The 22,659-nt window shown below is 65.6% G+C and carries 25 protein-coding genes; 9 read left to right on the top strand and 16 right to left on the bottom strand.

The genetic code is table 11. From position 1 onward, the window contains the following. Window positions 1-27: 27 nt before the first annotated feature. Both ACN0S5_RS06360 and ACN0S5_RS06355 read right to left on the bottom strand, forming a co-directional pair. On the bottom strand, window positions 28-783 hold the full coding sequence (locus ACN0S5_RS06360; RefSeq protein ID WP_417207065.1) for an FG-GAP repeat domain-containing protein: 756 nt from the start codon (window positions 781-783) through the stop codon (window positions 28-30). Next, entirely contained in the window at window positions 783-1,106 is a 324-nt protein-coding gene (locus ACN0S5_RS06355) for a 2Fe-2S iron-sulfur cluster-binding protein (protein ID WP_417207063.1), read from the bottom strand. Before ACN0S5_RS06355 ends, ACN0S5_RS06360 begins: the two co-directional genes overlap by 1 nt. Window positions 1,107-1,260: 154 nt before the next feature. On the opposite strand from ACN0S5_RS06355, the gene ACN0S5_RS06350 reads away from it, so the two are divergent. Both ACN0S5_RS06350 and ACN0S5_RS06345 read left to right on the top strand, forming a co-directional pair. Then, a complete protein-coding gene (locus ACN0S5_RS06350; protein ID WP_417207061.1) occupies window positions 1,261-1,593 on the top strand; it encodes an OB-fold nucleic acid binding domain-containing protein in 333 nt (110 codons plus the stop codon). A 121-nt stretch (window positions 1,594-1,714) separates the two neighbouring features. Further along, complete coding sequence (locus ACN0S5_RS06345; RefSeq protein WP_417207059.1) at window positions 1,715-2,266, top strand: peptidoglycan-binding domain-containing protein; 552 nt, start codon at window positions 1,715-1,717, stop codon at window positions 2,264-2,266. An 84-nt stretch (window positions 2,267-2,350) separates the two neighbouring features. Here ACN0S5_RS06345 and ACN0S5_RS06340 read toward each other — a convergent pair whose 3' ends face one another. The 5 genes from ACN0S5_RS06340 to ACN0S5_RS06320 form a co-directional block, all read right to left on the bottom strand. Then, complete coding sequence (locus ACN0S5_RS06340; protein WP_417207057.1) at window positions 2,351-3,817, bottom strand: Do family serine endopeptidase; 1,467 nt, start codon at window positions 3,815-3,817, stop codon at window positions 2,351-2,353. A gap of 242 nt (window positions 3,818-4,059) precedes the next feature. After that, a complete protein-coding gene (locus ACN0S5_RS06335) occupies window positions 4,060-4,251 on the bottom strand; it encodes a DUF2065 domain-containing protein (RefSeq protein WP_417207054.1) in 192 nt (63 codons plus the stop codon). Beyond that, the gene (locus ACN0S5_RS06330; protein WP_417207052.1) at window positions 4,252-5,307 is read right to left on the bottom strand and encodes an SPFH domain-containing protein; all 1,056 of its coding nucleotides are present in this window, start codon (window positions 5,305-5,307) and stop codon (window positions 4,252-4,254) included. Next, window positions 5,307-6,467, bottom strand: a complete 1,161-nt coding sequence (gene hflK / locus ACN0S5_RS06325) for an FtsH protease activity modulator HflK (protein WP_417207050.1) — start codon at window positions 6,465-6,467, stop codon at window positions 5,307-5,309. Before hflK ends, ACN0S5_RS06330 begins: the two co-directional genes overlap by 1 nt. 61 nt (window positions 6,468-6,528) lie before the next feature. After that, window positions 6,529-7,971, bottom strand: a complete 1,443-nt coding sequence (locus ACN0S5_RS06320; protein WP_417207047.1) for an FAD-dependent oxidoreductase — start codon at window positions 7,969-7,971, stop codon at window positions 6,529-6,531. A 183-nt stretch (window positions 7,972-8,154) separates the two neighbouring features. Here ACN0S5_RS06320 and ACN0S5_RS06315 point away from each other — a divergent pair, with 183 nt between their 5' ends. After that, on the top strand, window positions 8,155-9,108 hold the full coding sequence (locus ACN0S5_RS06315; RefSeq protein WP_417207044.1) for a calcium/sodium antiporter: 954 nt from the start codon (window positions 8,155-8,157) through the stop codon (window positions 9,106-9,108). Between the two features lie 541 nt (window positions 9,109-9,649). On the opposite strand, the gene rpiA is transcribed toward ACN0S5_RS06315, so the two are convergent. The 4 genes from rpiA to ACN0S5_RS06295 all read right to left on the bottom strand — a co-directional run bounded on the left by rpiA (window position 9,650) and on the right by ACN0S5_RS06295 (window position 12,309). After that, entirely contained in the window at window positions 9,650-10,432 is a 783-nt protein-coding gene (rpiA, locus tag ACN0S5_RS06310) for a ribose-5-phosphate isomerase RpiA (RefSeq protein ID WP_323771125.1), read from the bottom strand. A 94-nt stretch (window positions 10,433-10,526) separates the two neighbouring features. After that, entirely contained in the window at window positions 10,527-10,958 is a 432-nt protein-coding gene (locus ACN0S5_RS06305; protein WP_417207042.1) for a hypothetical protein, read from the bottom strand. Window positions 10,959-11,077: 119 nt separating this feature from the next. Beyond that, entirely contained in the window at window positions 11,078-11,773 is a 696-nt protein-coding gene (locus ACN0S5_RS06300; RefSeq protein ID WP_417207040.1) for an anti-sigma factor domain-containing protein, read from the bottom strand. Beyond that, entirely contained in the window at window positions 11,758-12,309 is a 552-nt protein-coding gene (locus tag ACN0S5_RS06295; RefSeq protein ID WP_417207038.1) for a sigma-70 family RNA polymerase sigma factor, read from the bottom strand. The genes ACN0S5_RS06300 and ACN0S5_RS06295 overlap by 16 nt, the downstream gene beginning before the upstream one ends. Window positions 12,310-12,401: 92 nt before the next feature. Here ACN0S5_RS06295 and cobS point away from each other — a divergent pair, with 92 nt between their 5' ends. Then, on the top strand, window positions 12,402-13,388 hold the full coding sequence (gene cobS / locus ACN0S5_RS06290) for a cobaltochelatase subunit CobS (RefSeq protein WP_417207035.1): 987 nt from the start codon (window positions 12,402-12,404) through the stop codon (window positions 13,386-13,388). An 11-nt stretch (window positions 13,389-13,399) separates the two neighbouring features. Here the strand turns inward: cobS and ACN0S5_RS06285 are convergent, their stop codons facing one another. Then, entirely contained in the window at window positions 13,400-13,948 is a 549-nt protein-coding gene (locus ACN0S5_RS06285; protein ID WP_417207032.1) for a hypothetical protein, read from the bottom strand. A 105-nt stretch (window positions 13,949-14,053) separates the two neighbouring features. On the opposite strand from ACN0S5_RS06285, the gene ACN0S5_RS06280 reads away from it, so the two are divergent. Then, window positions 14,054-14,449, top strand: coding sequence for a hypothetical protein (locus ACN0S5_RS06280; protein ID WP_417207030.1), 396 nt, complete (start codon window positions 14,054-14,056; stop codon window positions 14,447-14,449). 12 nt (window positions 14,450-14,461) lie between these two features. Here ACN0S5_RS06280 and ACN0S5_RS06275 read toward each other — a convergent pair whose 3' ends face one another. After that, a complete protein-coding gene (locus ACN0S5_RS06275; RefSeq protein WP_417207027.1) occupies window positions 14,462-15,490 on the bottom strand; it encodes a hypothetical protein in 1,029 nt (342 codons plus the stop codon). A 118-nt stretch (window positions 15,491-15,608) separates the two neighbouring features. Between ACN0S5_RS06275 and cobT the strand changes: the two genes are divergently transcribed. Next, complete coding sequence (gene cobT / locus ACN0S5_RS06270; RefSeq protein ID WP_417207024.1) at window positions 15,609-17,486, top strand: cobaltochelatase subunit CobT; 1,878 nt, start codon at window positions 15,609-15,611, stop codon at window positions 17,484-17,486. Here cobT and ACN0S5_RS06265 read toward each other — a convergent pair. Beyond that, complete coding sequence (locus ACN0S5_RS06265) at window positions 17,470-17,676, bottom strand: hypothetical protein (protein WP_417207022.1); 207 nt, start codon at window positions 17,674-17,676, stop codon at window positions 17,470-17,472. The two genes, cobT and ACN0S5_RS06265, sit on opposite strands and share 17 nt — an antisense overlap. A gap of 135 nt (window positions 17,677-17,811) precedes the next feature. Here ACN0S5_RS06265 and ACN0S5_RS06260 point away from each other — a divergent pair, with 135 nt between their 5' ends. Then, window positions 17,812-18,987, top strand: coding sequence for an alpha/beta fold hydrolase (locus ACN0S5_RS06260; RefSeq protein WP_417207019.1), 1,176 nt, complete (start codon window positions 17,812-17,814; stop codon window positions 18,985-18,987). Here ACN0S5_RS06260 and ACN0S5_RS06255 read toward each other — a convergent pair. Next, a complete protein-coding gene (locus ACN0S5_RS06255) occupies window positions 18,965-19,450 on the bottom strand; it encodes a hypothetical protein (protein ID WP_417207017.1) in 486 nt (161 codons plus the stop codon). The two genes, ACN0S5_RS06260 and ACN0S5_RS06255, sit on opposite strands and share 23 nt — an antisense overlap. A 129-nt stretch (window positions 19,451-19,579) precedes the next feature. Here ACN0S5_RS06255 and ACN0S5_RS06250 point away from each other — a divergent pair, with 129 nt between their 5' ends. Together ACN0S5_RS06250 and ACN0S5_RS06245 are read left to right on the top strand one after the other, a co-directional pair. Next, window positions 19,580-21,346, top strand: a complete 1,767-nt coding sequence (locus ACN0S5_RS06250; RefSeq protein ID WP_417207016.1) for an aminopeptidase P family protein — start codon at window positions 19,580-19,582, stop codon at window positions 21,344-21,346. Window positions 21,347-21,403: 57 nt separating this feature from the next. Next, the gene (locus ACN0S5_RS06245; RefSeq protein WP_323771114.1) at window positions 21,404-21,745 is read left to right on the top strand and encodes a DUF427 domain-containing protein; all 342 of its coding nucleotides are present in this window, start codon (window positions 21,404-21,406) and stop codon (window positions 21,743-21,745) included. A 67-nt stretch (window positions 21,746-21,812) separates the two neighbouring features. Here ACN0S5_RS06245 and ACN0S5_RS06240 read toward each other — a convergent pair whose 3' ends face one another. After that, entirely contained in the window at window positions 21,813-22,625 is an 813-nt protein-coding gene (locus ACN0S5_RS06240) for a sulfotransferase (RefSeq protein ID WP_417207014.1), read from the bottom strand. Window positions 22,626-22,659 lie beyond the last annotated feature (34 nt).

Below are 22,659 nucleotides of genomic sequence, written 5' to 3'. Positions count from 1 at the left end.
CCTGAACGCCCTGCGCCTCGGCACCGATCAGCGACAGGTCAGGGCAGCGGCCATCCGGTCGGCGCTGTAGCCCCCAAGGTCGCGCGCCCGGAGCCTGCCGTCAAAGCGCAGGGCGACGGTCCGCGACCAGTCGCCACTGGCAAGGATCATCTCCGGCCCGTCGCCGCAGTCGCGCAGGCCGCCCGCGATATAATCCCAACCGATCCGGTGATTGGTGAACCCCGGTGCCGCCGCGACCTCGTGCATTGCGCCATCGGTATAGCGCCAGATGCGCAGGGTCTTGGCCAGATGCGGGCGGTCGACATAGGCGATCTCGATCGCGCCGTCGCCGTCCAGATCCGCCGCCCCTACCGGCGCCAGCCAGCGGAACCGCTGGCCGATAAAGGGCGTGGCCGCCAGCGGGTCAAGGCTGCCCTCCGCGACGGTCCAGATCGCCAGTCGCGCGCCGCGCGTCTCATGGCTCTCAACCGTGACGATTTCCGGCCGCCCGTCGCCGGTCACATCCCACAGCCGGGGGGCCACGTCCTCGAACACCAACGGCGCGTCCCAGCGGCGGCGCAGCACGCGCCCGTCCGACAGGGTCACCGCCAGCGTGTCGTATTCGACCTCATCGCCCAGAACGCCGTGCGGATAGCGTGTCACCGCGCCTTCATAGCGCGCCGCGACAGCCTCTTGTGCGACAGCGGCCACGGGAGACGTCAGCCACAGGCACAGCGCCAACCGCGCGCCGCGCGCGACAGCCGCCCACGGGCGCGCCGGGTGACGCGGCGCCCCCGTCTGCATCAGATCTGCTTTTCGGGCATCTTCACGATCAACCCGTCCAGCGCATCGGTCACCCGCAGCTGGCAGGTCAGGCGCGAGCGTTTGGCGTCCGGCTCATAGGCGAAATCCAGCATGTCCTCTTCCATGTCGTCTTTCGCGGGCAGCTTTTCGACCCAGTCTTCGGCCACGTAGACGTGGCAGGTGGAACAGGCGCAGGCGCCGCCGCAGTCCGCCTCGATTCCGGGGATATTGTTGTCCCGCGCCCCTTCCATGACGGTCAGACCGTTGGGGACGTCGACGACATGTTCCGTGCCGTTGTGCTCGATATAGGTGATCTTGGCCATTTCACCGCTCTCCTTGAAATTCGACATCCTAGGTAGTGCGCTCATCCCGCAGCCGCCAGCCCCTATTGCACCTTTGCGACCACAGCGGCCGACCGGTGCTCGCAGAGCCGCGAAAAACATGGCGCTGGCCGATACATGTTCTATATTTGTTCACATGACTTGGCCTCAGCCCCCCTCTTGCATCCCCGCCAGCCGTCTGGGCCAGCCGCCCAATGGCGCGCGCGTCACCGTGGCCGGGCTGGTGATCCTGCGGCAGCGGCCCGGCACCGCCAAGGGGGTGATCTTCATCACGCTGGAGGATGAGACCGGCGTGGTGAACATCATCGTCTGGCGCAAGCTGTATGAACGGTTCCGCCGCGCGGTGATCGCGGGCCGGATGCTGCGCGTCACCGGGCGGGTGCAGCGCGAAAACGGTGTGACCCACGTCATCTCGGAACAGATCGAGGATATCTCGGCGCTGCTGGACCGGCTGCTCGATACGCCCTGAGGGCCATGGCACAGGCGACCCGTCGCTGTCGGCCCTCCCCCGCTGTTCCGGCGCTCTAGGCAGGGGCCGTCAAAACCGCTATGTTCCCCGCAACAAAGGCACACAAGAGGCCCGAGCAGAGATGTCCCGTTTCCCATGGCCCCCGGCCGCGCTGCTGGCTGCGCTGAGCGCGCTTGCCGCCTGTGGCGACCCGCAAACCGTCAGCCGCGAGGCGCAGGAGCCCGACGGCCCGCCGCCTATGGCCGAACACGTCGAGGACGGCACTTGCCGGGCGCGCGACGTGCGCCCGGCGGTCTATGAGCATGTCATGGGTGAGGTGCAGGTGGTTCAGGCCGAAATCGCCGAGGACGGCACCGTGATCCGCCCGCCGATCTACCGCAAGGCCCCGGTGCCGCGCGTGGTCCGTGAACGCGGCGAGATCACCTTCGAGGCCCCCTGCCCGGAACAGATGACGCCCGAGTTCATCGCCTCGGTCCAGCGCGCGCTGGCGGCGCGGGGCTATTTCGCGGGCAATGTCACCGGCACGCTGGACGCGCCGACCACCGCTGCCGTGCGCGCCTACCAGTCAGAGCGCGGGTTGAAAAGCGCGCAGCTTTCGCTGGAAACCGCGCGGGCGCTGGGGCTGGTCGCCATCGAACTGCTCCGGACGGAACCGGCGGAGGGGACGCTGTAGCCACCGCACGCCAACGCACCCCCTGACGAAAAAAGGGCGGCCCGCAGGCCGCCCTTTGCTGTTTCATGGTCCGGTCGCGCGGGATCAGCCGTCCGACAGGCTCAGCGCGACAAAGCGCGGGTCGCCGCCGCTGCGCACCAGCAACAGGATCGACTTGCGGCCCTCGTCGCGGGCTTCTTCGATGCGCGCCTCCAGATCTTCGAGGCTGCTGATCGCCTGCTGACCCGCTTCGGTGATCACGTCACCGGCGCGCAGGCCCTTTTCATAGGCCTCGGTCGTGGCATCGACATCCATGATCGCCAGACCCTGCATCCCGTCGGGCACACCCAGTTCGGAACGGATCGCATCCGTCAGCGGGCTGAGCGTCAGGCCAAGGGTCTTCACCTCTGCCGGGGCGTCGGGCACCACCGGGGCGGCGGCGGGAACAGCGGACTGCGCCTCTTCGCGGCGGCCCAGCGTGACCTTCAGCGTCTGCGTCGCGCCATCGCGGTTCACCACCACGCGCACGGTCTTGCCCACCGGCGTGTTGGCCACGATACGGACAAGCTGACGGGTGTCCTCGACGTCGATGCCGTCAAACGACACGATCACATCGCCTGCCGCGACACCGGCCTCCAGCGCGGGGCCCTCAGGCACATCCGACACCAGCGCGCCTTTGGCCTCTGCCAGTTCCAGCGCATCCGCCACGTCATCGCTGACGTCCTGAATGCGCACACCCAGCCAGCCGCGACGGGTCTCGCCGAACTCCTGCAACTGGCCGACCACATTGGTCACCACGTTCGACGCCATCGAAAAGCCGATGCCGATCGACCCGCCGTTGGGCGACAGGATCGCGGTGTTCACGCCGATCACTTCGCCGTCCATGTTGAACAGCGGACCGCCAGAGTTGCCGCGGTTGATGGCGGCGTCGGTCTGGATGTAGTCGTCATAGGTGCCGCTCAGCGCCCGGTTGCGGGCCGAAACGATGCCGGCCGAGACCGAAAAGCCCTGACCCAGCGGGTTGCCCATGGCCATGACCCAGTCGCCGACACGCGCGGTGTCGCTGTTGCCGAACTTGACGTAGATCAGTGGGCGCTCTGCCTCGACCTTCAGCAGGGCGATGTCGGTGTTGGGGTCCGTCCCCACCAGCGTCGCAGGCAATTCGAACCCTTCGAAGAACTCGATGGTGATCTCATCCGCGCCTTCGATGACGTGGTTGTTGGTCACGATGAACCCGTCTTCGGAAATGACGAAGCCAGAGCCAAGGGCCGAAGACCGGCGCGGGCGGTCGGGGCCGCCACGGTCCTGAAATTCACGAAAGAAATCCTCGAAGGGGGACCCTTCGGGCACAACGCCGCGCGGACCGGTCCGGCCCGCAACCGTTGTCGAGGTAGTGATGTTCACCACGGCGGGGCTGATCCGCTCTGCCAGATCGGCAAAGCTTTCGGGCGCGCCGCGCGCATGGGCCATCAGGGATTGCGATACGATCAGGATCATCGACAGCGATGCCAGCCAGAACAGCCGCAGCGGTGTCGCATTCTCCTGCGTCAGGGCGAGGGATTGCGGTTTCAATGGGGTCTCCTTGTCTCTGCCAGCCAGCGGGCGCGCGGGGCCGCACGCCACCGCCTGCCTCCTGTCGGTCAGTGTGTCAAAGATAGGTGCGCGCGCGCAACACCAAAGGGATGAAATGCCGCCTCACCGGTTTGTGAGAAACCTGTGACACAGGGAAATCGGCGCATTTCCGCTAGGCCCATGTGTGCAACCCGGTCAAAAACCGCTTGGGGCGGGTCTCTTGCGGACCGCAGCCGGGTGGCTCATCCCTTGGCGATCCACAGCACCAGCAGCCCGGACACCAGCGTCAACAGGCCAAGATTGCGGCGCTGTTCCAGCGACAGCGCGCGCAGCGCCTCCAAAAGGCGCTCCACAAGCGAAGGGGCCAGTGCATACACCAGCCCCTCGATCACAAGGACCATTCCGATCCCCGTTAGTATGTCCGTCCCGCTCAATTAATTGTCGGCGGGCGGGGTGTCGGCCTCGGGCGCCACTGGCGACACCGCCGGAGCAACAGGCTCCGGGGCCGGGTCCGTCGGGGCCGGGCTGACAGGCGCCGGATCTTCGGGAGTTTCCGGCGTCGGTGCATCCGGGGCCACAACGCGGGCCACCGGTTCGGGCAGGGTCACAGAGCCGTTGGTCGACAGTTCGTTCTTGAAGTATTCAAAGAACTGGCTGTCCGGCGTCATGACCATGGTCGAATTGTTGCCCTTCAGCGACGTCTCATAGGCCTGAAGCGAGCGGTAAAAGGCAAAGAACTCGGGGTCTGCGCCATAAGCATCGGCAAAGATCCGGTTCCGCTCGGCGTCGGCCTCACCGCGGATCACGTTGGCGTCCCGATCCGCGACCGACAGCGTTTCGACCACGGTACGATCCGCCAAGGCACGCACACGCTGCGCGGCTTCGTTACCACGGGCGATCTCGTCCGCCGCTTCGCGTTGACGCTCTGCCTTCATCCGTTCAAAGGTGGCTTCAAGGTTGCGCTGCGGCAGGTTGGTCTGCTTGAGACGCACGTCGACCACATCCAGACCCAGCGACCGGGCCTGCACGCGGGCGCTGTCACGGATGCGGATCATCAGCCCGCCCCGGTCCTTGGACAGGATACGGTCCGATGTGACCTGATCGGCACCCAGCACTTCGCGGATCTGCGCGTTCAGGATGCCTGACAGACGATCCTCAGCGACGCGGATACCGCCGGTGCCCACCGCTTGCCGGAATTGCACCACATCGGCGATCCGGTAACGGGCAAAGGCGTCGACGACCAAGCGGCGGTCATCCGACGGCGTGACTTCGATGGTTTGCGTGTCCAGCGACAGGATACGGTCGTCGTAGTAGACGACTTCCTGAATAAACGGGATCTTGAACGCCAGCCCCGGCTCTTCTTTCACGGCCTTGATCTGGCCGAATTGCAGCACCAGCGCCTTTTCGCGTTCGTCCACCACAAAGATCGACGACAGCACGACGACAATGGCCACGACCAAGACGGGTAAAATCAGGGTTGTCTTGCGCATCAGTTGTTCCCTCCGCTGCGGCGAAGTTCATTCAGCGGCAGGTACGGCACAACGCCGCCACCGGCGGCCCCGCCCCCACTGGTCACCGAATTGTCGAGGATCATCTTGTCGACAGATCCCAACACGCTTTCCATCGTCTCGATGTACAGGCGGCGGCGCGTGACCTCGGGGGCCAGCGCGTATTCCCGCTGAACGCTGGTAAAGCGCGCGGCCTCACCAACGGCTTGGTTCACAACCTGCGCGCGATAGCCTTCGGCCTCTTCGCGGGTTTGCGCTGCTGCACCGCGCGCCTCGGCGACCACACGGTTGGCATAGGCGTCAGCCGTACGTTCCAGCCGGTCACGTTCCTGCTCGGCCGATTGAACGGCGCGGAAGGCGTCGATCACTTCACCCGGCGGGTCGGCATTGTCGAGGTTGATCCGAACGATGCTGATACCACTGTCGTATTCGTCCAGCGTTGCCTGAATCTGCTCACGCGCGCCATCGGCAATCGCACCACGGTCACGGTTGAGGATCGGCGCAAGGGTCGACGCCGCGATGATCTCACGCATCACCGATTCCGACACCGCCTGAACGGTCAGTTGCGGATCGCGGATGTTGAACAACAGCTTGGCCGGGTCCGAGATGTTCCAGACCACCTGAAAGTCGATGTCGACGATGTTCGCATCGGTGGTCAGCATCAGCCCGTCATTACCACCACGGCCTGCGCCCACGGTTTCGGTCCGTTCCGAGGTCACGTTGACAACCTCATAGGTCACAAACGGCCATGGCGCGATGTTCAGACCCGGATTGCCGGTGTTCGAATAGGTGCCAAGGAACAGCTCGACCGACTGCTCTTCGGGGCGCACGGTATAGACGCTGGCAAAGGCCCACAGGCCAAGCAGCACAACCGCGCCGATGCCCACGGTGCCCCGCGTCAGGCCGGGCCCGCCGGACCCGCCGCCGCCCGTGCCATTGTTTCCAGAGCCGCCGCCACGACCGCCCATCAGAACGCGCAGGCGTTCCTGTCCCTTTTTCATCAACTCGTCGATCTCGGGGATCTGGCTGTCTTCGGGACGACGCCCGCCGCCCCCGCCACCGCTGGGCGGACGTTGACCGTTGCCGCCACCGTTCTGGTTGCCACCGCCGCCCCCCCAGGGGCCGCCGCTGTTACCTGCCATGAACTTCGGTCCTTCCTCGTCTGTCGTATTGTTATGTTACCTGTGCCCGGCGCCCGCGAATTCAAGCGGTCCGGATTGGATTGCGCATGGTCACCATTTCTTCGGACATTGTCGGATGCACCGCCACCGTCCGGTCGAAATCTTCTTTCGTCGCGCCCATCTTGATGGCGATTCCCGCCAGTTGGATCATCTCGCCCGCGCCCGGTGCCACGATATGACATCCCAGCACCCGGCGCGAGGCCTTGGAGACGATCAGCTTCATCAAAACCCGGTCGGACTTGTCGGCAAAGGCGGTCTGCATGGGCCGGAAAGAGGTGCAATAGACCTCGATCTCTTCCTGCTCGGCCGCTGCCTCTTCGCTCAGGCCGATGGTGCCCATCTCGGGCTGGGTGAACACCGCCGAGGGGATCAGCGCGTGATCCACCGGCGTCGGGTTGCCCCGGAACACCGTCTCGACAAAGGCCATGCCCTCGCGGATCGCCACCGGCGTCAGGTTCACCCGGTTGGTCACGTCGCCGATGGCATAGACCGAGGGCACCTTGGTCTGGCTGTAGTCATCCACCTCGATGGCACCGCCCCGGCCCAGCGTGACACCGGCCTCTTCCAGACCCATGTCGGCGGTGTTGGGCGCGCGTCCGGTGGCAAAAAGCACCGCGTCGAACTCGCGGATATTGCCGTTGGTCGCCTTCACCCGGATCGCGCCGTCGCTGGGACCGGCATGATGGTCGCCGCCGTATTGCTTGTCTTCGACCGGGGCCGCCTCCAGCCCCTCTTCGCGGGGATCGTGGCTGCGGTGCATCTCGACGATGTTGGTCCCGGTGTGCAGATCGATCCCGCGTTCCTTCATCGCATCCGCAATCAAGCCGCGCGCCTCGTCGTCGAATCCGCGCAGAATCTGCGCGCCGCGATAATACTGCGTCACCTCAACCCCCAGACCGTGCAGGATACAGGCGAACTCACAGGCGATATAGCCGCCCCCGACGATCAGGATCGACTTCGGCAGCCGCTCCATGTGGAACAGATCGTCCGAGACCATGCCCAATTCCGCGTTGGGCATGTCCGGGCGCACCGGACGCCCGCCGCTGGCGATCAGGATGTGCTTGGCCGTCTTCACCTCGCCGGTGGACAGCTCAACCGTATGCGCGTCCTTCAGCCGCGCACGGGCGTCAAAACTGTCGACGCCAGAGCCGGACAGCAGCTTGCGATAGACACCCTCCAGCCGGTCCAACTCGGTGTTCAGCTTGCCGCGAAACGCCGCCCAGTCAAACACGCCGTCCCCGATGTCCCAGCCATAGGCCCGCGCCTCGGCGGGCATCCCGGCGTATTCGCTGGCAAAGACCATCAGCTTTTTCGGCACGCAGCCCCGGATCACACAGGTGCCGCCGTAACGGTCCATTTCCGCCAGCCCGACCTTGGCCCCCGTCTCGCCCGCAGCCACCCGCGCGGCGCGCACGCCACCCGAACCACCACCGATGACAAAGAGATCATAGTCGAAATCGCTCATGTCTGTATCCTTGCTTGACCCGCCAAAGTGTATTTCACAGGCGGCCCAAGATGGCCAGACGGCGAATTCCGCCCATCGGTCACACGCGCGTGCCCCGACACGCCGCCGGGCCTTGTAGCGCAGGCGCGGTCCCCCATCTTAACGCGGTGCCGCACCGGCACCTGTCTTGGCAAACCGGACATCATGGACCTTTTCTTTGTTCTGGGCGGCTTGCTCGCCCTTGTGGTGGGCGGTGACGTCCTTGTGCGTGGCGCAGTCAACGTGGCGCGCGCCCTGCGCGTGCCGCCCATGGTGATCGGCCTGACGCTGGTCGGCTTTGGTACCTCCGCGCCGGAACTTGTAACCAGTCTGCAAGCGGCGCTTTCCGGGTCGCCCGGTCTGGCCGTGGGCAACGTGGTGGGCAGCAATATCGGCAACGTGCTGCTGATCCTCGGGATCGCCGCGCTGATCGCGCCGATTGCCGTAGACACCCGCGCCCTGCGGCGCGACGGCGCGGTTCTGGCCGGGGCCACCCTGCTGGGCCTCTGGGCGATGGCCCAAGGCGTCATAACCCGCCCCACCGGCGCGCTCTTTGTGGCCGGGATACTGGCCTATGTCGGCACCACCCTGCTGCTGGAACGCCGCCGCGCCAGCGACACCGGGGCGATTTACGCGGCAGAGGCCGACCTGCTGCCGATGCAATCCCCCCGCTTTGGCCGCGACGCGCTGCTGACAATCGCCGGGCTGGCGTTGACGGTCCTTGGCGCACGCTTTCTTGTCGAGGGCGCGGTGGGCATCGCCTCTGCCGTGGGCATTTCCGAGACGGTCATCGGCCTGACCGTTGTGGCCATCGGCACCTCGATGCCCGAACTCGTCACCTCTGTCATGGCCGTCCGGCGCGGAGAGGGCGCGGTCGCCCTTGGCAACGTCATCGGCAGCAACATCTTCAATATCCTCGGCATTCTCGGCATCACCGCCCTTGTCGTGCCAATCGACGTCCCCGCCCAAATCTTGAGCGTCGATGGCTGGGTCATGGCCGCCGCAACCGTGGCCTTGCTGGTCTTTGCCACCTCCGGCGCGCGGGTGTCACGACGAGAGGCCGCAGCCCTGCTGGCGTCCTACGGCGCCTATATGGGCTGGCTGTTCATGGCCGCCTGATCCCCCCCTGCGACGCGCGCCCAGCGGGGAGGCCGGACAGTCAGACCGCCCCCCCGTGACGCTCAGGCTGTTGCGGGCTCTGCGCCGCGATATCCACGCAGCCCCTGCCACCGATACGCGGGACGGCGTGACCCTTGCCATGGTCGGCGGCTGCCCCCTGTCGCGGCTGCGCGACTTCCGGGGGCTATCTTCGTCGTGGTTTACAGCAGCTTTGCCGCGCGTGGCGATGACAGGCCGGTGATCGTCACCTTCATGGCGGCGGCTGTTGCTGATCGCGGACGCGACGCGCCAGCCGCCGACCGGACGCCGCGCGACAGATGTTCCGCCCCACCGCTGCAAACCGAAGGGCGCCCCGCAGAACCGCCATGAAGCCCCCGGAGGCTTTCCCCTCGGACCCGGTGAGAGGCCCCCCGTAGGCCGGGCTTCAGCCCGGAACACGCCCCTCCGAAAACAAGGGCAAAGCCTAACGGATCGTAAAAACGTCTCTGTAAGCCATTGATTTCACACAGGCGCAACGCTGTCCACGCGTGGACAGCCCCGCTCAGAGGTCGCGAAAAATGTTGTCATCCTCGGCAAATTCCAGCTGCGCCTCGCTGACCGTACCCTCATTGATGTCGCGGGTCTCGACCCGCCCGTCGCCATAGCCAATGATGACCTTGTCGCAGATATCGATAAACAGCCCGTTCTCGACCACGCCGGGGATCTGATTGAGCACCATGGCCAACTGCCGCGCATTGCCGATCCGCCCCAGATGCAGGTCCAGAATATGATTGCCTTCATCGGTATAAAACGGCTTGTCGCCGTTCATCCGCAGCGTCGTCTGACGGCCCATCACATCCATCGAGACCAATGTCTCTTCGATCAAGGCCTGAGTCGTCTGCATCCCGAAGGGGATCACCTCCACCGGCAGCGGAAAGTTCCCCAGCCGCTCGACCTCTTTGGCCGCGTCGGCGATGACCACCATCTGATCGCTCGCCGTCGCCACGATCTTTTCCTGTAGCAACGCCCCGCCGCCGCCCTTGATCAGGTTCAGATCGCCGTCAAATTCATCCGCGCCGTCGATGGTGATGTCCAGCCAGCGCGCCTCATCCAGCGAGATCACCTCGATCCCCACATCCCGCGCCAGTTCCGCGGTGCGGGTCGAGGTCGGCACGCCGCGAAAGCGCAGCCCCTCTTCGCGCGCCATCTCTCCAAGGCACCGCACCAGCCACGCCGCGGTCGAGCCGGTGCCCAGACCCACGCGCATACCGGATTCCACAAGGCTTGCCGCCTGTTTCGCGGCGGCGAATTTCGCCTTGTCGATGGGGGACAGCTCTCCGGTCATGGACCTCTCCTATGGGTATGGGGCAGCAACAGACCGCGCCCTTATAGGCGGCGCGTGTCCGGGGTGCGAGGCCAAAGTGCCGGTGACGGCGTGCCTACATCCGCGCCCGGACCGGATCAAAGCCCAGCAGGAACTGCTTGGCCTGACCGGCATTGCCCGGCAACGCCTTGCAGCGCGCCTTGACCGTCTTCAGATCGGTGTTGCGCGGGGCCCGTGTGAAATAGCTGAGGTCAGACATGACCTTGCGGTCGCTCGCCTTGACCCACGCCTTGCGAAAGGCCTTGGTCGTGTTGCGGTGGGCAAAACTCTTGGTGGCGCTGGTGGCGCCGCAGACATAGGCGGCGCCATTGATACCCATCACCGACCAGGCAAACTTGATGTCGCCCATATTGGTGTCCCAGTTCAACTCACCATGGGAGAAACCGGCACCAACCGGCACCTCCAGCAGCGTCTGCTGCGCCGTGACACCGCCAGAACTCAGCAACAGGGCGGCGGTGAAAACGGGCGCGAAAAGGGTGCGAAACATGGCATCTCTCAATTTGTGGAACAGGTTCTTGTACCAAGGGCTAGGCCCACCGCCTCCGGGCCGCAACCACGCCGCCCTGCTGACGCCAATGCGCGTCGCAAATCGGCAACAGGCCCGCGTCAGGGGGCAGTCAAAACGCCTTCGGCGCGCGTTTCGCCCGTGGGCAGGCCACCGGGCGCACCGCCTGCCGGTTCCTCGCTCACCATCAGCCGCGCCCCGGTGAGGTCGCGCAAAAGGGATGCGGGCAGCGCAACCAGCGTCTCTTTGCCGCGCAACAACGCAAGCGACAGCGGCGCGCCATCGTCCGGCATCAGCCAAAGCTCCAGAACGCGCCCCTCACCGACTGCCCCCGTCTTTCGGATCACCGTCAACACCCCGGTGCCGGAGTCGAACCGCGCATCCAGCGTCAGCGCGCCCCCTGCCCCGGTCATCTCCGCCTGCAAGACCGGACGGGCCGGTTCCAGCAGGCCGGAGGCAAACACCACCCAGGCCAGCACCACGCCCACCACCGCACCGATCAGATACGGCAGCACCTGTTGCCAGACCGGTGCCTTTTCAACCGCGCCGAACACCTTGCCCTCGATCCGGCGCAGCACCTGCGGCGGCGGCGTCTCTTCGGGGATCAGATCGGTGAAGCAGGCGAAATATTCGGCCCAGGCCGCGACGTCCTGTTGCAGGTCCGGCTCTGCGATCAGCTGCGCCTCGAACCCGGCAATCTCATCCTTGGGCATCAGGCCCAGCGAGTATTCGGCGGCCCCCGCCTCCCAGCCGCCCGGCAGGTCCCTGTCCAGCGGGGTCTTCATCGGCTCAGGCACGCGCGCAGCGCCAGCAGGTCGCCGCGCAGGGTCGCCCGCAGGCTGTCGACCGACGCCCCGGCGCTGCGCGCCAGATCGCCATAGGTCGCCCCGTACAGATAGGCCTGCCGCAGCATGTCCGCCCGCGCGCGGGGCAATTCGCGCAGGCAGGTCTCCAGCGCCTGCGCCTCTTCGCGCAGGCCCTCCAGTTCCTTGATCTCTGGCCGGGGCGCATACAGCCGCTCGGTGATTTCCAAAGGCCCGGTCATCCGGCCCGCCGCCCGTTCCGCGCCAAGCCGGGCAATGGCCGCGTCGCGGGTGATCGTCACCAGCCATGTCAGCGGCGAGGCCAGCGCGCCGCGATACTGGCCCGCCCGTTCCCATATGCCGGTAAAAACCTCTTCCATCACCTCCTGGGCCAGCGCCTCATCGCGCAGGATGCGCAGGGCGATGCCATAGAGTTTGGCCGATGTCGCAGCATAGAGCTTGCGGAACGCGGTCCGGTCGCCGCTGGACACACGGCCCAGCAGGGCCTCGATCTCTTCCTGCGCGGTCATACCGAACGCCTCACCAGTTCCCCTTGCCCCTCCCCAAGATATGTTGCACGTAACGCAAAGCATACGAGCTTTGACAGAAGGACGCGGGCACCATGGCCGACGGGATGATCGATATCAACGCGAAACCGACCGAGGAAATCTCTGTCCGCGAGGTGTTTGGCATCGACAGCGACATGATTGTCCACGGTTTCCCGGACCGCACCGCCCGCGTGCCGGACCTTGATTCCACCTACAAGTTCGATCCCGACACGACGCTGGCGATCCTTGCGGGCTTTCGCAACAACCGACGCGTGATGATTCAGGGCTATCACGGCACCGGCAAATCGACGCATATCGAACAGGTCGCCGCCCGGCTGAACTGGCCCGCCGTGCGTGTCAACCTTGACAGCCATATCTCCCGGATCGACCTGATCGGCAAGGACGCGATCAAGCTGGTCGACGGCAAGCAGGTGACGCAATTCCAGGAGGGCATCCTGCCCTGGGCCTTGCGCAACCCCACCGCGATTGTGTTTGACGAATACGACGCGGGCCGCGCCGACGTGATGTTCGTGATCCAGCGGGTGCTGGAAACCGACGGCAAGCTGACGCTGCTGGACCAGAACGAGGTCATCACCCCGCACCGGTATTTCCGCATCTTCGCCACCGCGAACACGGTTGGCCTTGGCGATACGACCGGTCTCTACCACGGCACGCAGCAGATCAACCAGGGCCAGATGGACCGCTGGTCGCTGGTCGCAACCCTGAACTATCTGTCGATCGACGCCGAAACGCAGATCATCCTGTCCAAGGCGCCGCACTACAACAACGAAAAGGGCCGCAAGACGATCCGCCAGATGGTGACCGTGGCCGATTTCAGCCGCCGCGCCTTTATGAACGGCGAGTTGTCGACCGTCATGTCGCCCCGGACCGTGATCGCATGGGCCCAGAACGCCGAGATCTTCCGCGATGTCGGCTATGCCTTCCGCGTGTCCTTCCTGAACAAATGCGATGAGCTGGAGCGCCAGACCGTGGCCGAGTTCTACCAGCGCTGCTTTGACGAGGAACTGCCGGAAAGCGCAGCCTCGCTCAGCCTCGGCTGACAATCCCGACCTTACGGAATGCCTGGGTCCGCGCGGCGGGCGTGGGCATTCTTTTTGTTGTGGCTGGTGTTTGCAAGGGGCCGCGCGTCGCGCTGCGGCGAGGCCTGCGCCCGCGCCGCAGGACGGCTACCGCGCCGAATTATTGTCATGACGTCCTGAAGGGGGTCCTCGAGAATGAGGCCGACCCGCTGGTGGCCTCCGATACCGCAGACCTGACAGAGATGCGTGACGGGGTCCACCTGCACATCCGTTTCATCAGCAACCGGTGCGGCGATGACGGCCTTGAACGGGGGTTTCAGGCGCGTGTCCGGGTCTACCGCATCCGCCAGAAAGGGGCGCGGCCCGACCTGGCATTCAATGCCCGCGCCGTGCTGGCCCCCCAGATCACCGATTGCCGCTAACGGCTGGCCAGACTGGGCGGGCCGGAAATACCGGAACCCAGGGCATCGGAACACATGTTTCAGGACCGTTGAGGCGGCATCGACGGGCGCAGCCTGCCCGCAGGTCTGCCCCCCAAAGAACGCGGTGGTCCCGCCCCTCAGGACGGTGCGGTCCAGCATGCGGCCGCAGATCAAGACGAAGCCGCGCGCCTTCAGCCACACAGGCCGGAAAAGTTTTCATATTGCCTTATTGTTTGGCAATAAATCCGGCATAAAGTCGGTTTCATGGGCGCTTTGAAAACAATCATCGCCACTTTCGGCCTCTGGACCGCGCTGGCTGCACCGCTGGCCGCGCTGACCGATGTGCCGCGTGAACGCGCAAAAGTGTTCGCCGCCTGCCTGGGGCGCGCCTCGGCAGAGATGGAACATCGCTGGCTCATGGGGGGCGGTGCGGATGCGGAACAGGACCGCCGCGCCCTGTTTGAATTGCTGCTGGACACGGTCGCGCCGCGCTCTGGCCTCCCCGGCCCCGAAATCCTTGATATCCGCATCCGGGCCAAGTTTGCGCAGGCGCACCTGCTGCAAATCGCGACCTTTCATACCGATCCGGACCGCAAGCGCCGCGCCGGGGCCGCCGCCCGCATGGCGATGCGCCCTTGTACGGCGCTGATTCTCAGCTGATCCAACGTCGGCTCAGGGCAATTCGGGGCAGAACAGGTTGGCGTTGTCCGCAACGCGGGTCGTAAGGGCGCGGGCCTCGGGCGCGGAGCTTATGGCCAGATAGGACTCCATGGCGTCCCGCAGTTCTTGCCGCAGCCGGTCACGTTCGGCATCGTCATCGGTATCGCCCAGCGCCTCGGCCAGCCGCTCCCGGCGCATCCCGTTGGCAATCATCCGACGGACCAGATCCCTGAGCCCCTCAATCCCGTCCGCGCCCACCGCGTCGATGAGCGGCCCCGCCCCATCCGAGATCTGGTGCGACAGACAATCGAAATTCCGCGACTGGCTGAGGGAAAACGCCAGAATCGTGCCCAACGCCAGATCCGCGGCCCCCGGCGCGATGCGTGTGTAGGTGCGGGCATAGTTTTGCGGGTCGCGGGTTACGGGATCGCGCAGCGCGCCCTCCAGCACCAGCACAGGCTCTGCAAGGCGCAGCGTGAAAGGCAATTCGAAATGGTTCAACTGCATTTTCACGACAAGGTCATAGGACCGCTCAAACTCCAGCTGGACAGAGCCATAGCGGATCTTCTCACCCTGCCGGGCAACGACAAACGCGCCGTCGCTGTCCTGCTCCAGCACCGCCCGCGCGGCCACCCCCAGATAATCCCCCTCTTCGGACCAGAGCGGCCCTGAAGGCGGCGAAACCGCCTTCATCCAGTATTGCGTGACGGTCAGCGTGCCTGCCTCGCGCCCCGGCGCGATCTCCAGCACCTCTTGCCCCGGCACGGTGACGCCCAGAAGATAGGGCAAAACCAGATCGCCCAGCCAGACGCCGTGCAATTCTGACAGATCCGTCACCGGACCCGCCTCTGCCAGCGCGGTTTCGTTCAGGACAAACATCTTCAGCGCATCCCGCGAACATCCCAACGGGCCACCCGGTTCCTCGGAGACGCCAGAGGACGGTGGCGGCACACGCAGCGCCGTCTGCATTTCGGCGCAGGTCACATCGGCCCGGACGCCTCCCGGCCAGAGCAGCAAGCCGGCAAGAAACAAACGCTTCATCGTCGAAACCTTTCGTCGCAAAACAAATCAACCAATTCCCGCAGCCTATCCCGAAATGCACGCCCGACCAAGCCTGCGCCCCCTTGCGGGCGCACCTCAAAGGGCGGATAAACGCCCCATGAACAAGCCCAGCGACAACCCCGCCGATCCGTTCAAGAAGGCCCTCGCCGAAGCCACCAAGGTGATGGCCGACGACCCGGAGCTTTCGGTCAGCTATTCGGTCGACCCCTCCGGCGTGTCCGGAGAGGCGATGCGCCTGCCGCAAGTCTCGCGCCGCATGTCGCGCGATGAAGTCATGCTGGCGCGCGGCACGGCGGATGCGCTGGCGCTGTACCACCGCTATCACGACAACAGCACCCATGCCCGCTATCTGCCGCAGGGCGACATGGCGCGCGAACTGTATGAGGCGATGGAAACCGCCCGGTGTGAGGCGATGGGCGCGCGCGACATGCCCGGCACCGCCGGCAACATCGACGCCAAGATCGCCGCCGACGCCACCCGGCGCGGCTATGGCCAGATCCGCGAGGCCGCCGAGGCACCGCTGTCGGTGGCCGCCAACTACCTGATCCGTCATCTGGCCACCGGGCGCGACCTGCCGCCCGACGCGGCCAATGTCATGAACCTGTGGCGCGGGTTCATGGAAAATCAGGCCGGTGGCACGCTCGACCGGCTGGACGACACCCTGTCCGACCAGACCGCTTTTGCGAAATTTGCGCGCCAGATGATCACCGATCTGGGCTATGGCGATCAGTTGGGCGACGACCCCGACAGCTTTGACGACGATTCCGACGAAGACGGCGTTGACGACGATCAGGACGATCAGGAACCCGATTCCACCGGCGACGATGACGACGACGGCGAAGAATCCGAAGCCTCTCCCGAACAGTCGCAGGAGGAAACCCAGGATCCGTCGCAGGCGCAGGTCTCGATGGATGAGATGGCTGATCAGGAACTTGGCGAAGAGGCCGAGATGCCAGAGGGCGAGGCCCCGCTGGAGCCGCCCGCCCCGCAGCCGATTTCCGAGGCCGATCCGGATTACACCGTCTATTCGACCGAAAACGACGAGGAAATCGCCGCCGAGGATCTGGCCGAGCCGATCGAACTGGAACGCCTGCGCGCCTATCTGGATCAGCAGCTGGAACCGCTCAAAGGCGCGGTGTCGCGTCTGGCCAACAAACTGCAACGCCGCCTTCAGGCGCAGCAGAACCGCAGTTGGGAGTTCGACCGCGAGGAAGGCATCCTTGACGCCGGGCGGCTGGCCCGCGTGGTTGCCAACCCGACGACGCCGCTGTCGTTCAAGGTCGAAAAGGACATGGAGTTCCGCGATACGGTTGTGACGCTGCTGCTGGACAACTCCGGCTCTATGCGCGGCCGCCCGATCAGCATCGCGGCGATCTGCGCCGACGTTCTGGCGCGCACGCTGGAACGCTGCTCGGTCAAGGTCGAGATCCTTGGCTTTACCACCCGCGCGTGGAAAGGCGGGCTGGCGCGTGAGGACTGGCTGAACGCGGGACGCGAACAGCAGCCCGGCCGCCTGAACGACCTGCGCCACATCATCTACAAACACGCCGACGCCCCGTGGCGGCGGACCCGCGACAATCTGGGTCTGATGATGAAAGAGGGCCTTCTGAAGGAAAACATCGACGGTGAGGCGCTGGAATGGGCGCACCGCCGGATGGCGGGCCGCCCCGAGGCGCGCAAAATCCTGATGGTGATTTCCGATGGCGCGCCGGTGGACGATTCCACCCTGTCGGTGAACCCGGCCAACTATCTGGAAAAGCACTTGCGCGACGTCATCGCCATGGTTGAACGCAAGCGGCAGGTCGAACTGCTGGCCATCGGCATCGGCCACGACGTGACCCGCTACTATGACCGCGCCGTGACCATTACCGACGTCGAACAACTGGCCGGGGCCATGACCGAACAACTGGCCGCGCTGTTCGACAGCGACCCGCGTGCGCGGGCGCGGTTCATGGGCATCAAACGCGCCGGTTGACAGGCTGCACCGTCGCGACCTGACCCGGCGCTTTGGCAAAAAGCCTTGCCCACAACGCCCTGAACGCGGTCCTGAACACGGTCCCGCGCGCGGCCCGGCGCTGGCGATTGGCTTCGCGGGTGGCGCTGGACACCGGTATGTGACGTGCGGCGCGATGGGTCAGGTGAGCGGTGTCGAATGGGGTGAACATGGGTACCTCCTGTGGCTGCAACCCGATCATCGCGCCGTCACCGGCGGCGCGCTTGAAGACCGCCCTTGGATATCCCTTGGAAACCCCTGAGGTTCGACCCGAAGCTTGCGGAACCCGCGCCCCCGCGTCTTAATCATGGGTATGCGCCACTGTTTCGCCGACTGCCTGCTGGACACCGACAGTCTGACCCTGACCCGGTCCGGGGCCCTGGTCCGGGTCGAGCCGCAGGTCTTTGACCTGATCCGCCTGCTGGTGGAAAACGCCGGACGGGTCGTCACCCGCGACGAGATCGTCGAGACCGTCTGGAACGGACGCATCGTCTCTGACTCTGCCATTTCGGCCCGTATCGCGGGCGCGCGCAAGGCGCTGGGGGACGATGGCAAGGCCCAGCGCGTGATCCGCACCGTGGCGCGGCGGGGTCTGCAACTGGTGGCGGCGGTCGACCACACCCCGGCCACATCCGTGTCCGCGCCGGTGCGCGCGCCACAAGAACAGCGCATTCGCTATGCAAGCGATGCGCAGGGCCGCTCTATCGCCTGGGCGCTGACCGGTGCCGGGCCGCCGCTGTTCCGGTTGGGATACAACACCACCCATCTTGAGGCGGAATGGCACACGCCCTGTGAACGCACCGCCTTTGACCGGCTTGCCGACCATCTCACGCTGCTGCGCTACGATCCCGTCGGCTTTGGCATGTCGGACCGCAGCGACATCACGGCCGATTTCGCGGTGATGGCGGAAAACGCGCTGCGGGCAGCCGATGCCGCCGGGTTGGACAGGTTCGCCCTGTTCTCTGAATCGGGGGGCGTGCACACCGCGCTGCACCTTGCCGCCGCACATCCGGACCGGGTGTGCAAACTGGTGATCGCCGGCGGCTACGTCGATGGGCGCAAACGGCGCGGTGCCGATTTGCCGGAAACCTTTCACGCGCTGGTGTCAGAGGCCTGGGACACCCCCGACAGCCCCTTTGCGGCGGCCCTGCTCTATCCCTATTTTCCGGAAGGTCCGATTGAGGCCGTGCAGGCGATGGGCCGCAACATGCAGGCCGCCGCGTCGAAAGCCAATGAGTTGAGCATCCGTTCCGCCATCGACAGGATCTCGAACGCCGATCTGCTGCCGCGCATCCAATGCCCTACGCTGATTGTCCACGCGCGTCACGACAGGGTGCACCCGTTGTCGGAGGCGCGCAAACTGGCGACGGGCATTCCACAGGCCGAACTGATGATTCAGGACAGCGCCAATCACGTCCCGATTCCCGGCAACCCGCATTACGACGCCTATCTGGACGCCATTATCCGCTTTGTCCTGGCATGATCCGGGGGGCGTCATACCTGTCCGCCGCTTCGAGCTTTTGAACCGCCGAGTTCAACGGGTTCCTGCCGTCCACGGTGAATTGCGCATGATGCACCTTCCAGCAATCCGGATAGCGGTGCAGGATCGAAAACCCCTCATGCGGTGCATCTGACAGCACCGTATTGTGATACACATAGCGCGTCTCATGGGTGGCCCAGATGATGTCAGGGCCCCGGAATTCCGCATGTGTCACGCGCCTGATCATATGGGAAATGGATTGTTCGCGCTGCCGCGCAATGACCGTCTCGAACAGCGCCCGCGTGTCGTCCTCGGTCAGCAGAACCCGCCGCCCTTCATAGCTTTCAACGGTGTTCGGGGTTGCAAACCAGCGCAGCACGCCCGCCATGTCTCCGGCCAGCATCGCGGAACCGCAGCGGTCCAGCATGTCTTGAAAAATGCGGCGGGCTTCGGGATCGTCACTCACGAACGCGCTCCTGTCGTCATTGTCAATCCGGCGGTTATAGTCCGCCCCAAACCGTCCCGAACGCGACAAATTGCCCGCCCTTGCCACCGGCGCGCCGCTCGCTAGTCTGCGCGGCAAAGGAGACCGCGCATGTTTCAGAGTTTCGTTGAGACCGCCTCGCCCGATCAGGGGCCACCCCGCCTTGCCGCCCTGCGTGAGAAACTGGCCGATAGCGGCCTCGACGGGTTCCTGATCCCGCGCGCCGATGCGCATCAGGGCGAAGACGTCGCGCCGCGGGACGAACGCCTGTCGTGGCTGACCGGCTTTACCGGCTCGGCGGGCTGGTGCGTGGCGCTGCGCGACCGGGCGGCGGTCTTTGTCGACGGGCGCTACCGCGTGCAGGTCAAGGCGCAGGTGGCGGATGTCTTCGAAAAGGTCGACTGGCCCGAAACCGCGCTGAACGACTGGATCGGCGCGGCGCTGCCCAAGGGGAAGCTGGGCTTTGACCCGTGGCTGCTCAGCGTCGATCTGCACCGCGCTCTGGCGGACAAGCTGCCGGATGTGACCCTGACCCCCACCGACAACCTTGTCGATGCCATCTGGCCCGATCAACCCGCCCCGCCGCAGGGCCGGGTCTTTGCGCAGCCGCTGGAACTGGCGGGCGAAAGCCACGCGGACAAGATCGCGCGACTGGCCAAGACGCTTGCCGCCGGGGCCGCCGTGCTGACCCTGCCCGACAGCATCGCATGGCTGCTTAACATCCGTGGCAGCGACATTGCCCGCACGCCGGTGCCGCACGGCTTTGCCGTGCTGCACAAGGAGGGCCGCGTCACGCTGTATATGGACGCCGCCAAGCTGGCCGATCTTGGCGATCACCTTGGCCCGCAGATCACCCTGCGCGCGCCATCGGATTTCCTGACGGACCTTGCCGCCCTGACCGGCCCGGTGCTGATCGACCCTGCCAGTTGTCCGGTCGCCGTGGCCGACGCCCTTGTCGATCCGAAGGACGGCACCGATCCCTGTCGGCTGCCCAAGGCGCTCAAGAACGCCGCCGAACTGGACGGCACCCGCGCCGCCCACCACCGCGACGCGCTGGCCATGGTACGCTTTCTGGCATGGCTGGACGCGCACCCCCCCGGCAGCCTGACCGAAATCGGCGTCGTCAAACGACTGGAGGAGGAACGCCGCGCCACCAACGCCCTGCGCGACATTTCGTTCGAGACGATCTCTGGCAGCGGCCCCAACGGCGCAATCGTGCATTACCGCGTCACCGACAGCACCGACCGTCCCGTGGGCGACGGTGAGCTGCTGCTGGTCGATTCCGGGGGTCAATACGTCGACGGCACCACCGACATCACCCGCACCGTCGCCATCGGCACACCGGGGGCGGAGGAGGTGCAGGCCTTTACCCGCGTTCTCAAAGGCATGATCGCCGTCTCGCGGCTGCGCTTTCCCAAGGGGCTGGCGGGGCGTGACATTGATCCCTTTGCGCGCGCGGCTTTGTGGGAGGCGGGGCTGGATTATGGCCACGGCACCGGCCACGGGGTCGGCGCCTATCTGTCCGTCCACGAAGGCCCGCAGCGCATCGCGCGTACCGGCACCGTGCCGCTGGAGGCGGGCATGATCCTGTCCAATGAGCCGGGCTTTTACCGCGAAGGGGCCTATGGCATCCGCATCGAAAACCTGATCGCCGTGCAGCCCGCACCGAAACTGGACGGGCAGACCGTGGCCCAGATGCTGGAGTTCGAAACCCTGACATGGGTGCCTATAGACTCCCGGTTGATCGACGTTACTCTGCTGACCGAGGCCGAACGCATCTGGCTGAACGACTATCACCGACGGGTCTACGCAACGCTGTCCCCGCATCTGGATGCGGCAACGGGGCAGTGGCTGTCGGACGCCTGTTCTGTCATCTGACATGACAACGTTACACTGCCCGTGTCTCTGATGCGGGCGACATCTGGGGGACATGAAATGAGCAAGATCACCATCACGCCGGCCACCGGCACCTGGGTTGTGCGCGCCGGGGGGGCCGTTCTGGGCGAATCCGCCAATGCGCTTGAACTACAGGAAGACGGCTATCCGATGATTGTCTACTTTCCGCGCGGCGACATCGCCATGGCCTTTCTGGACCGCACCGACCACACCACCGCCTGCCCGCACAAGGGCGCGGCCAGCTATTTCTCGATCATGTCGAAATCCACGACCTACGTGAACGCGGCATGGTCCTATGAGGACCCAAAGGCCGACGTGGCCCAGATCAAGGACCACATCGCCTTTTACGTTCAGGACGGGGTCGCGGTCGAACACGTCTGACACCGCGCCTTGCCAGCCACAGCCAAGACCCCGCCCCCTGCGCCCCCCGGCGCGGGGGGCATTCGTGTCAGCCGCGCCGTTTCAACACCCCGTTGGAATAGACCAGCCGCCGGTTGATCCCGGCGCACATGCTGGTCAGCAGGCCAGAGGCGGCGGGATGGTCATTCGACGCCAGCCAGCTGCCATCATACCGCACCGTCGCCGCCAGATCGGGTGTGCGGATGCTGGCATTGCCGGTGATGATATGGCTGTTCGTATTGCCAAAGGGCCGCAGCATCGCCTCATCGAACGGCACCTGCAACCACGCGCAGATCAGGGTCAGCACCTCGCGCGGGCGCAGCGCCAGTTCCTCATACCCCAGCCGAAAGCGCGGCAGGCCGCGCCGCGTCAGATCGGCGTCGATCCGTTTGACCGTGCGCAGCCATGTCACGTAGCCGGACACAAGGCTGCCGCCCCGGCGTCGTCGCCGCGAAGCCACCCAGGACCGCACGTCGCGGGTCAGTTGCAGAACCCGCACATCGTAGCCGGCCAGCCCGTCGACGTGGTCCAGCGCGTCCGGAGTGCTGTCGAGCACGTAACGCACCTCTGGCGACAGCGCGCGCGCCGCGTCATCCACCAGTGGAAAATGTGAGGCCACGGTGCTGTCGGCGTGCAAGTCCGGCAGTACCTGTGACCACAGCGGGCATTGCTCGGCGCGCTGCCCGCAGGTGCACAGGCGTCCCGTCACCGGGTTTTTCATCCGGTCGGGGCGAATCCCCGACACCAAGCGCACCGCCTCGCCAACCCCCACAACCTGCCGCGAGACGCCCAGCGCGGCGTCAAGGATCGTCGTGCCGCTATGCGCGGCACCAACGACAAGAAGGACTTGTTTGCGGGTCACGGGCGGCGGCGTCCTTCGATCCAACTGACAGGGC

Origin of the sequence: Antarctobacter sp. (assembly GCF_048262615.1) — a bacterium.
GTDB lineage: Bacteria > Pseudomonadota > Alphaproteobacteria > Rhodobacterales > Rhodobacteraceae > Antarctobacter.
Note: the sequence above shows the minus strand (reverse complement) of the source record. Positions and strands in the feature narration are given on the sequence as shown.

Excerpts from the sequence above, each read along its gene's own strand:
- ACN0S5_RS06360 (WP_417207065.1), bottom strand. The coding sequence starts at position 783 with ATGCAGACGGGGGCGCCGCGTCACCCGGCGCGCCCGTGGGCGGCTGTC.
- ACN0S5_RS06355 (WP_417207063.1), bottom strand. The coding sequence starts at position 1,106 with ATGGCCAAGATCACCTATATCGAGCACAACGGCACGGAACATGTCGTC.
- ACN0S5_RS06350 (WP_417207061.1), top strand. The coding sequence starts at position 1,261 with ATGACTTGGCCTCAGCCCCCCTCTTGCATCCCCGCCAGCCGTCTGGGC.
- ACN0S5_RS06345 (WP_417207059.1), top strand. The coding sequence starts at position 1,715 with ATGTCCCGTTTCCCATGGCCCCCGGCCGCGCTGCTGGCTGCGCTGAGC.
- ACN0S5_RS06330 (WP_417207052.1), bottom strand. The coding sequence starts at position 5,307 with ATGCGCAAGACAACCCTGATTTTACCCGTCTTGGTCGTGGCCATTGTC.
- hflK (WP_417207050.1), bottom strand. The coding sequence starts at position 6,467 with ATGGCAGGTAACAGCGGCGGCCCCTGGGGGGGCGGCGGTGGCAACCAG.
- ACN0S5_RS06320 (WP_417207047.1), bottom strand. The coding sequence starts at position 7,971 with ATGAGCGATTTCGACTATGATCTCTTTGTCATCGGTGGTGGTTCGGGT.
- ACN0S5_RS06315 (WP_417207044.1), top strand. The coding sequence starts at position 8,155 with ATGGACCTTTTCTTTGTTCTGGGCGGCTTGCTCGCCCTTGTGGTGGGC.
- rpiA (WP_323771125.1), bottom strand. The coding sequence starts at position 10,432 with ATGACCGGAGAGCTGTCCCCCATCGACAAGGCGAAATTCGCCGCCGCG.
- ACN0S5_RS06305 (WP_417207042.1), bottom strand. The coding sequence starts at position 10,958 with ATGTTTCGCACCCTTTTCGCGCCCGTTTTCACCGCCGCCCTGTTGCTG.
- ACN0S5_RS06295 (WP_417207038.1), bottom strand. The coding sequence starts at position 12,309 with ATGACCGCGCAGGAAGAGATCGAGGCCCTGCTGGGCCGTGTGTCCAGC.
- cobS (WP_417207035.1), top strand. The coding sequence starts at position 12,402 with ATGGCCGACGGGATGATCGATATCAACGCGAAACCGACCGAGGAAATC.
- ACN0S5_RS06285 (WP_417207032.1), bottom strand. The coding sequence starts at position 13,948 with ATGCTGGACCGCACCGTCCTGAGGGGCGGGACCACCGCGTTCTTTGGG.
- ACN0S5_RS06280 (WP_417207030.1), top strand. The coding sequence starts at position 14,054 with ATGGGCGCTTTGAAAACAATCATCGCCACTTTCGGCCTCTGGACCGCG.
- ACN0S5_RS06275 (WP_417207027.1), bottom strand. The coding sequence starts at position 15,490 with ATGAAGCGTTTGTTTCTTGCCGGCTTGCTGCTCTGGCCGGGAGGCGTC.
- cobT (WP_417207024.1), top strand. The coding sequence starts at position 15,609 with ATGAACAAGCCCAGCGACAACCCCGCCGATCCGTTCAAGAAGGCCCTC.
- ACN0S5_RS06265 (WP_417207022.1), bottom strand. The coding sequence starts at position 17,676 with ATGTTCACCCCATTCGACACCGCTCACCTGACCCATCGCGCCGCACGT.
- ACN0S5_RS06260 (WP_417207019.1), top strand. The coding sequence starts at position 17,812 with ATGGGTATGCGCCACTGTTTCGCCGACTGCCTGCTGGACACCGACAGT.
- ACN0S5_RS06250 (WP_417207016.1), top strand. The coding sequence starts at position 19,580 with ATGTTTCAGAGTTTCGTTGAGACCGCCTCGCCCGATCAGGGGCCACCC.
- ACN0S5_RS06245 (WP_323771114.1), top strand. The coding sequence starts at position 21,404 with ATGAGCAAGATCACCATCACGCCGGCCACCGGCACCTGGGTTGTGCGC.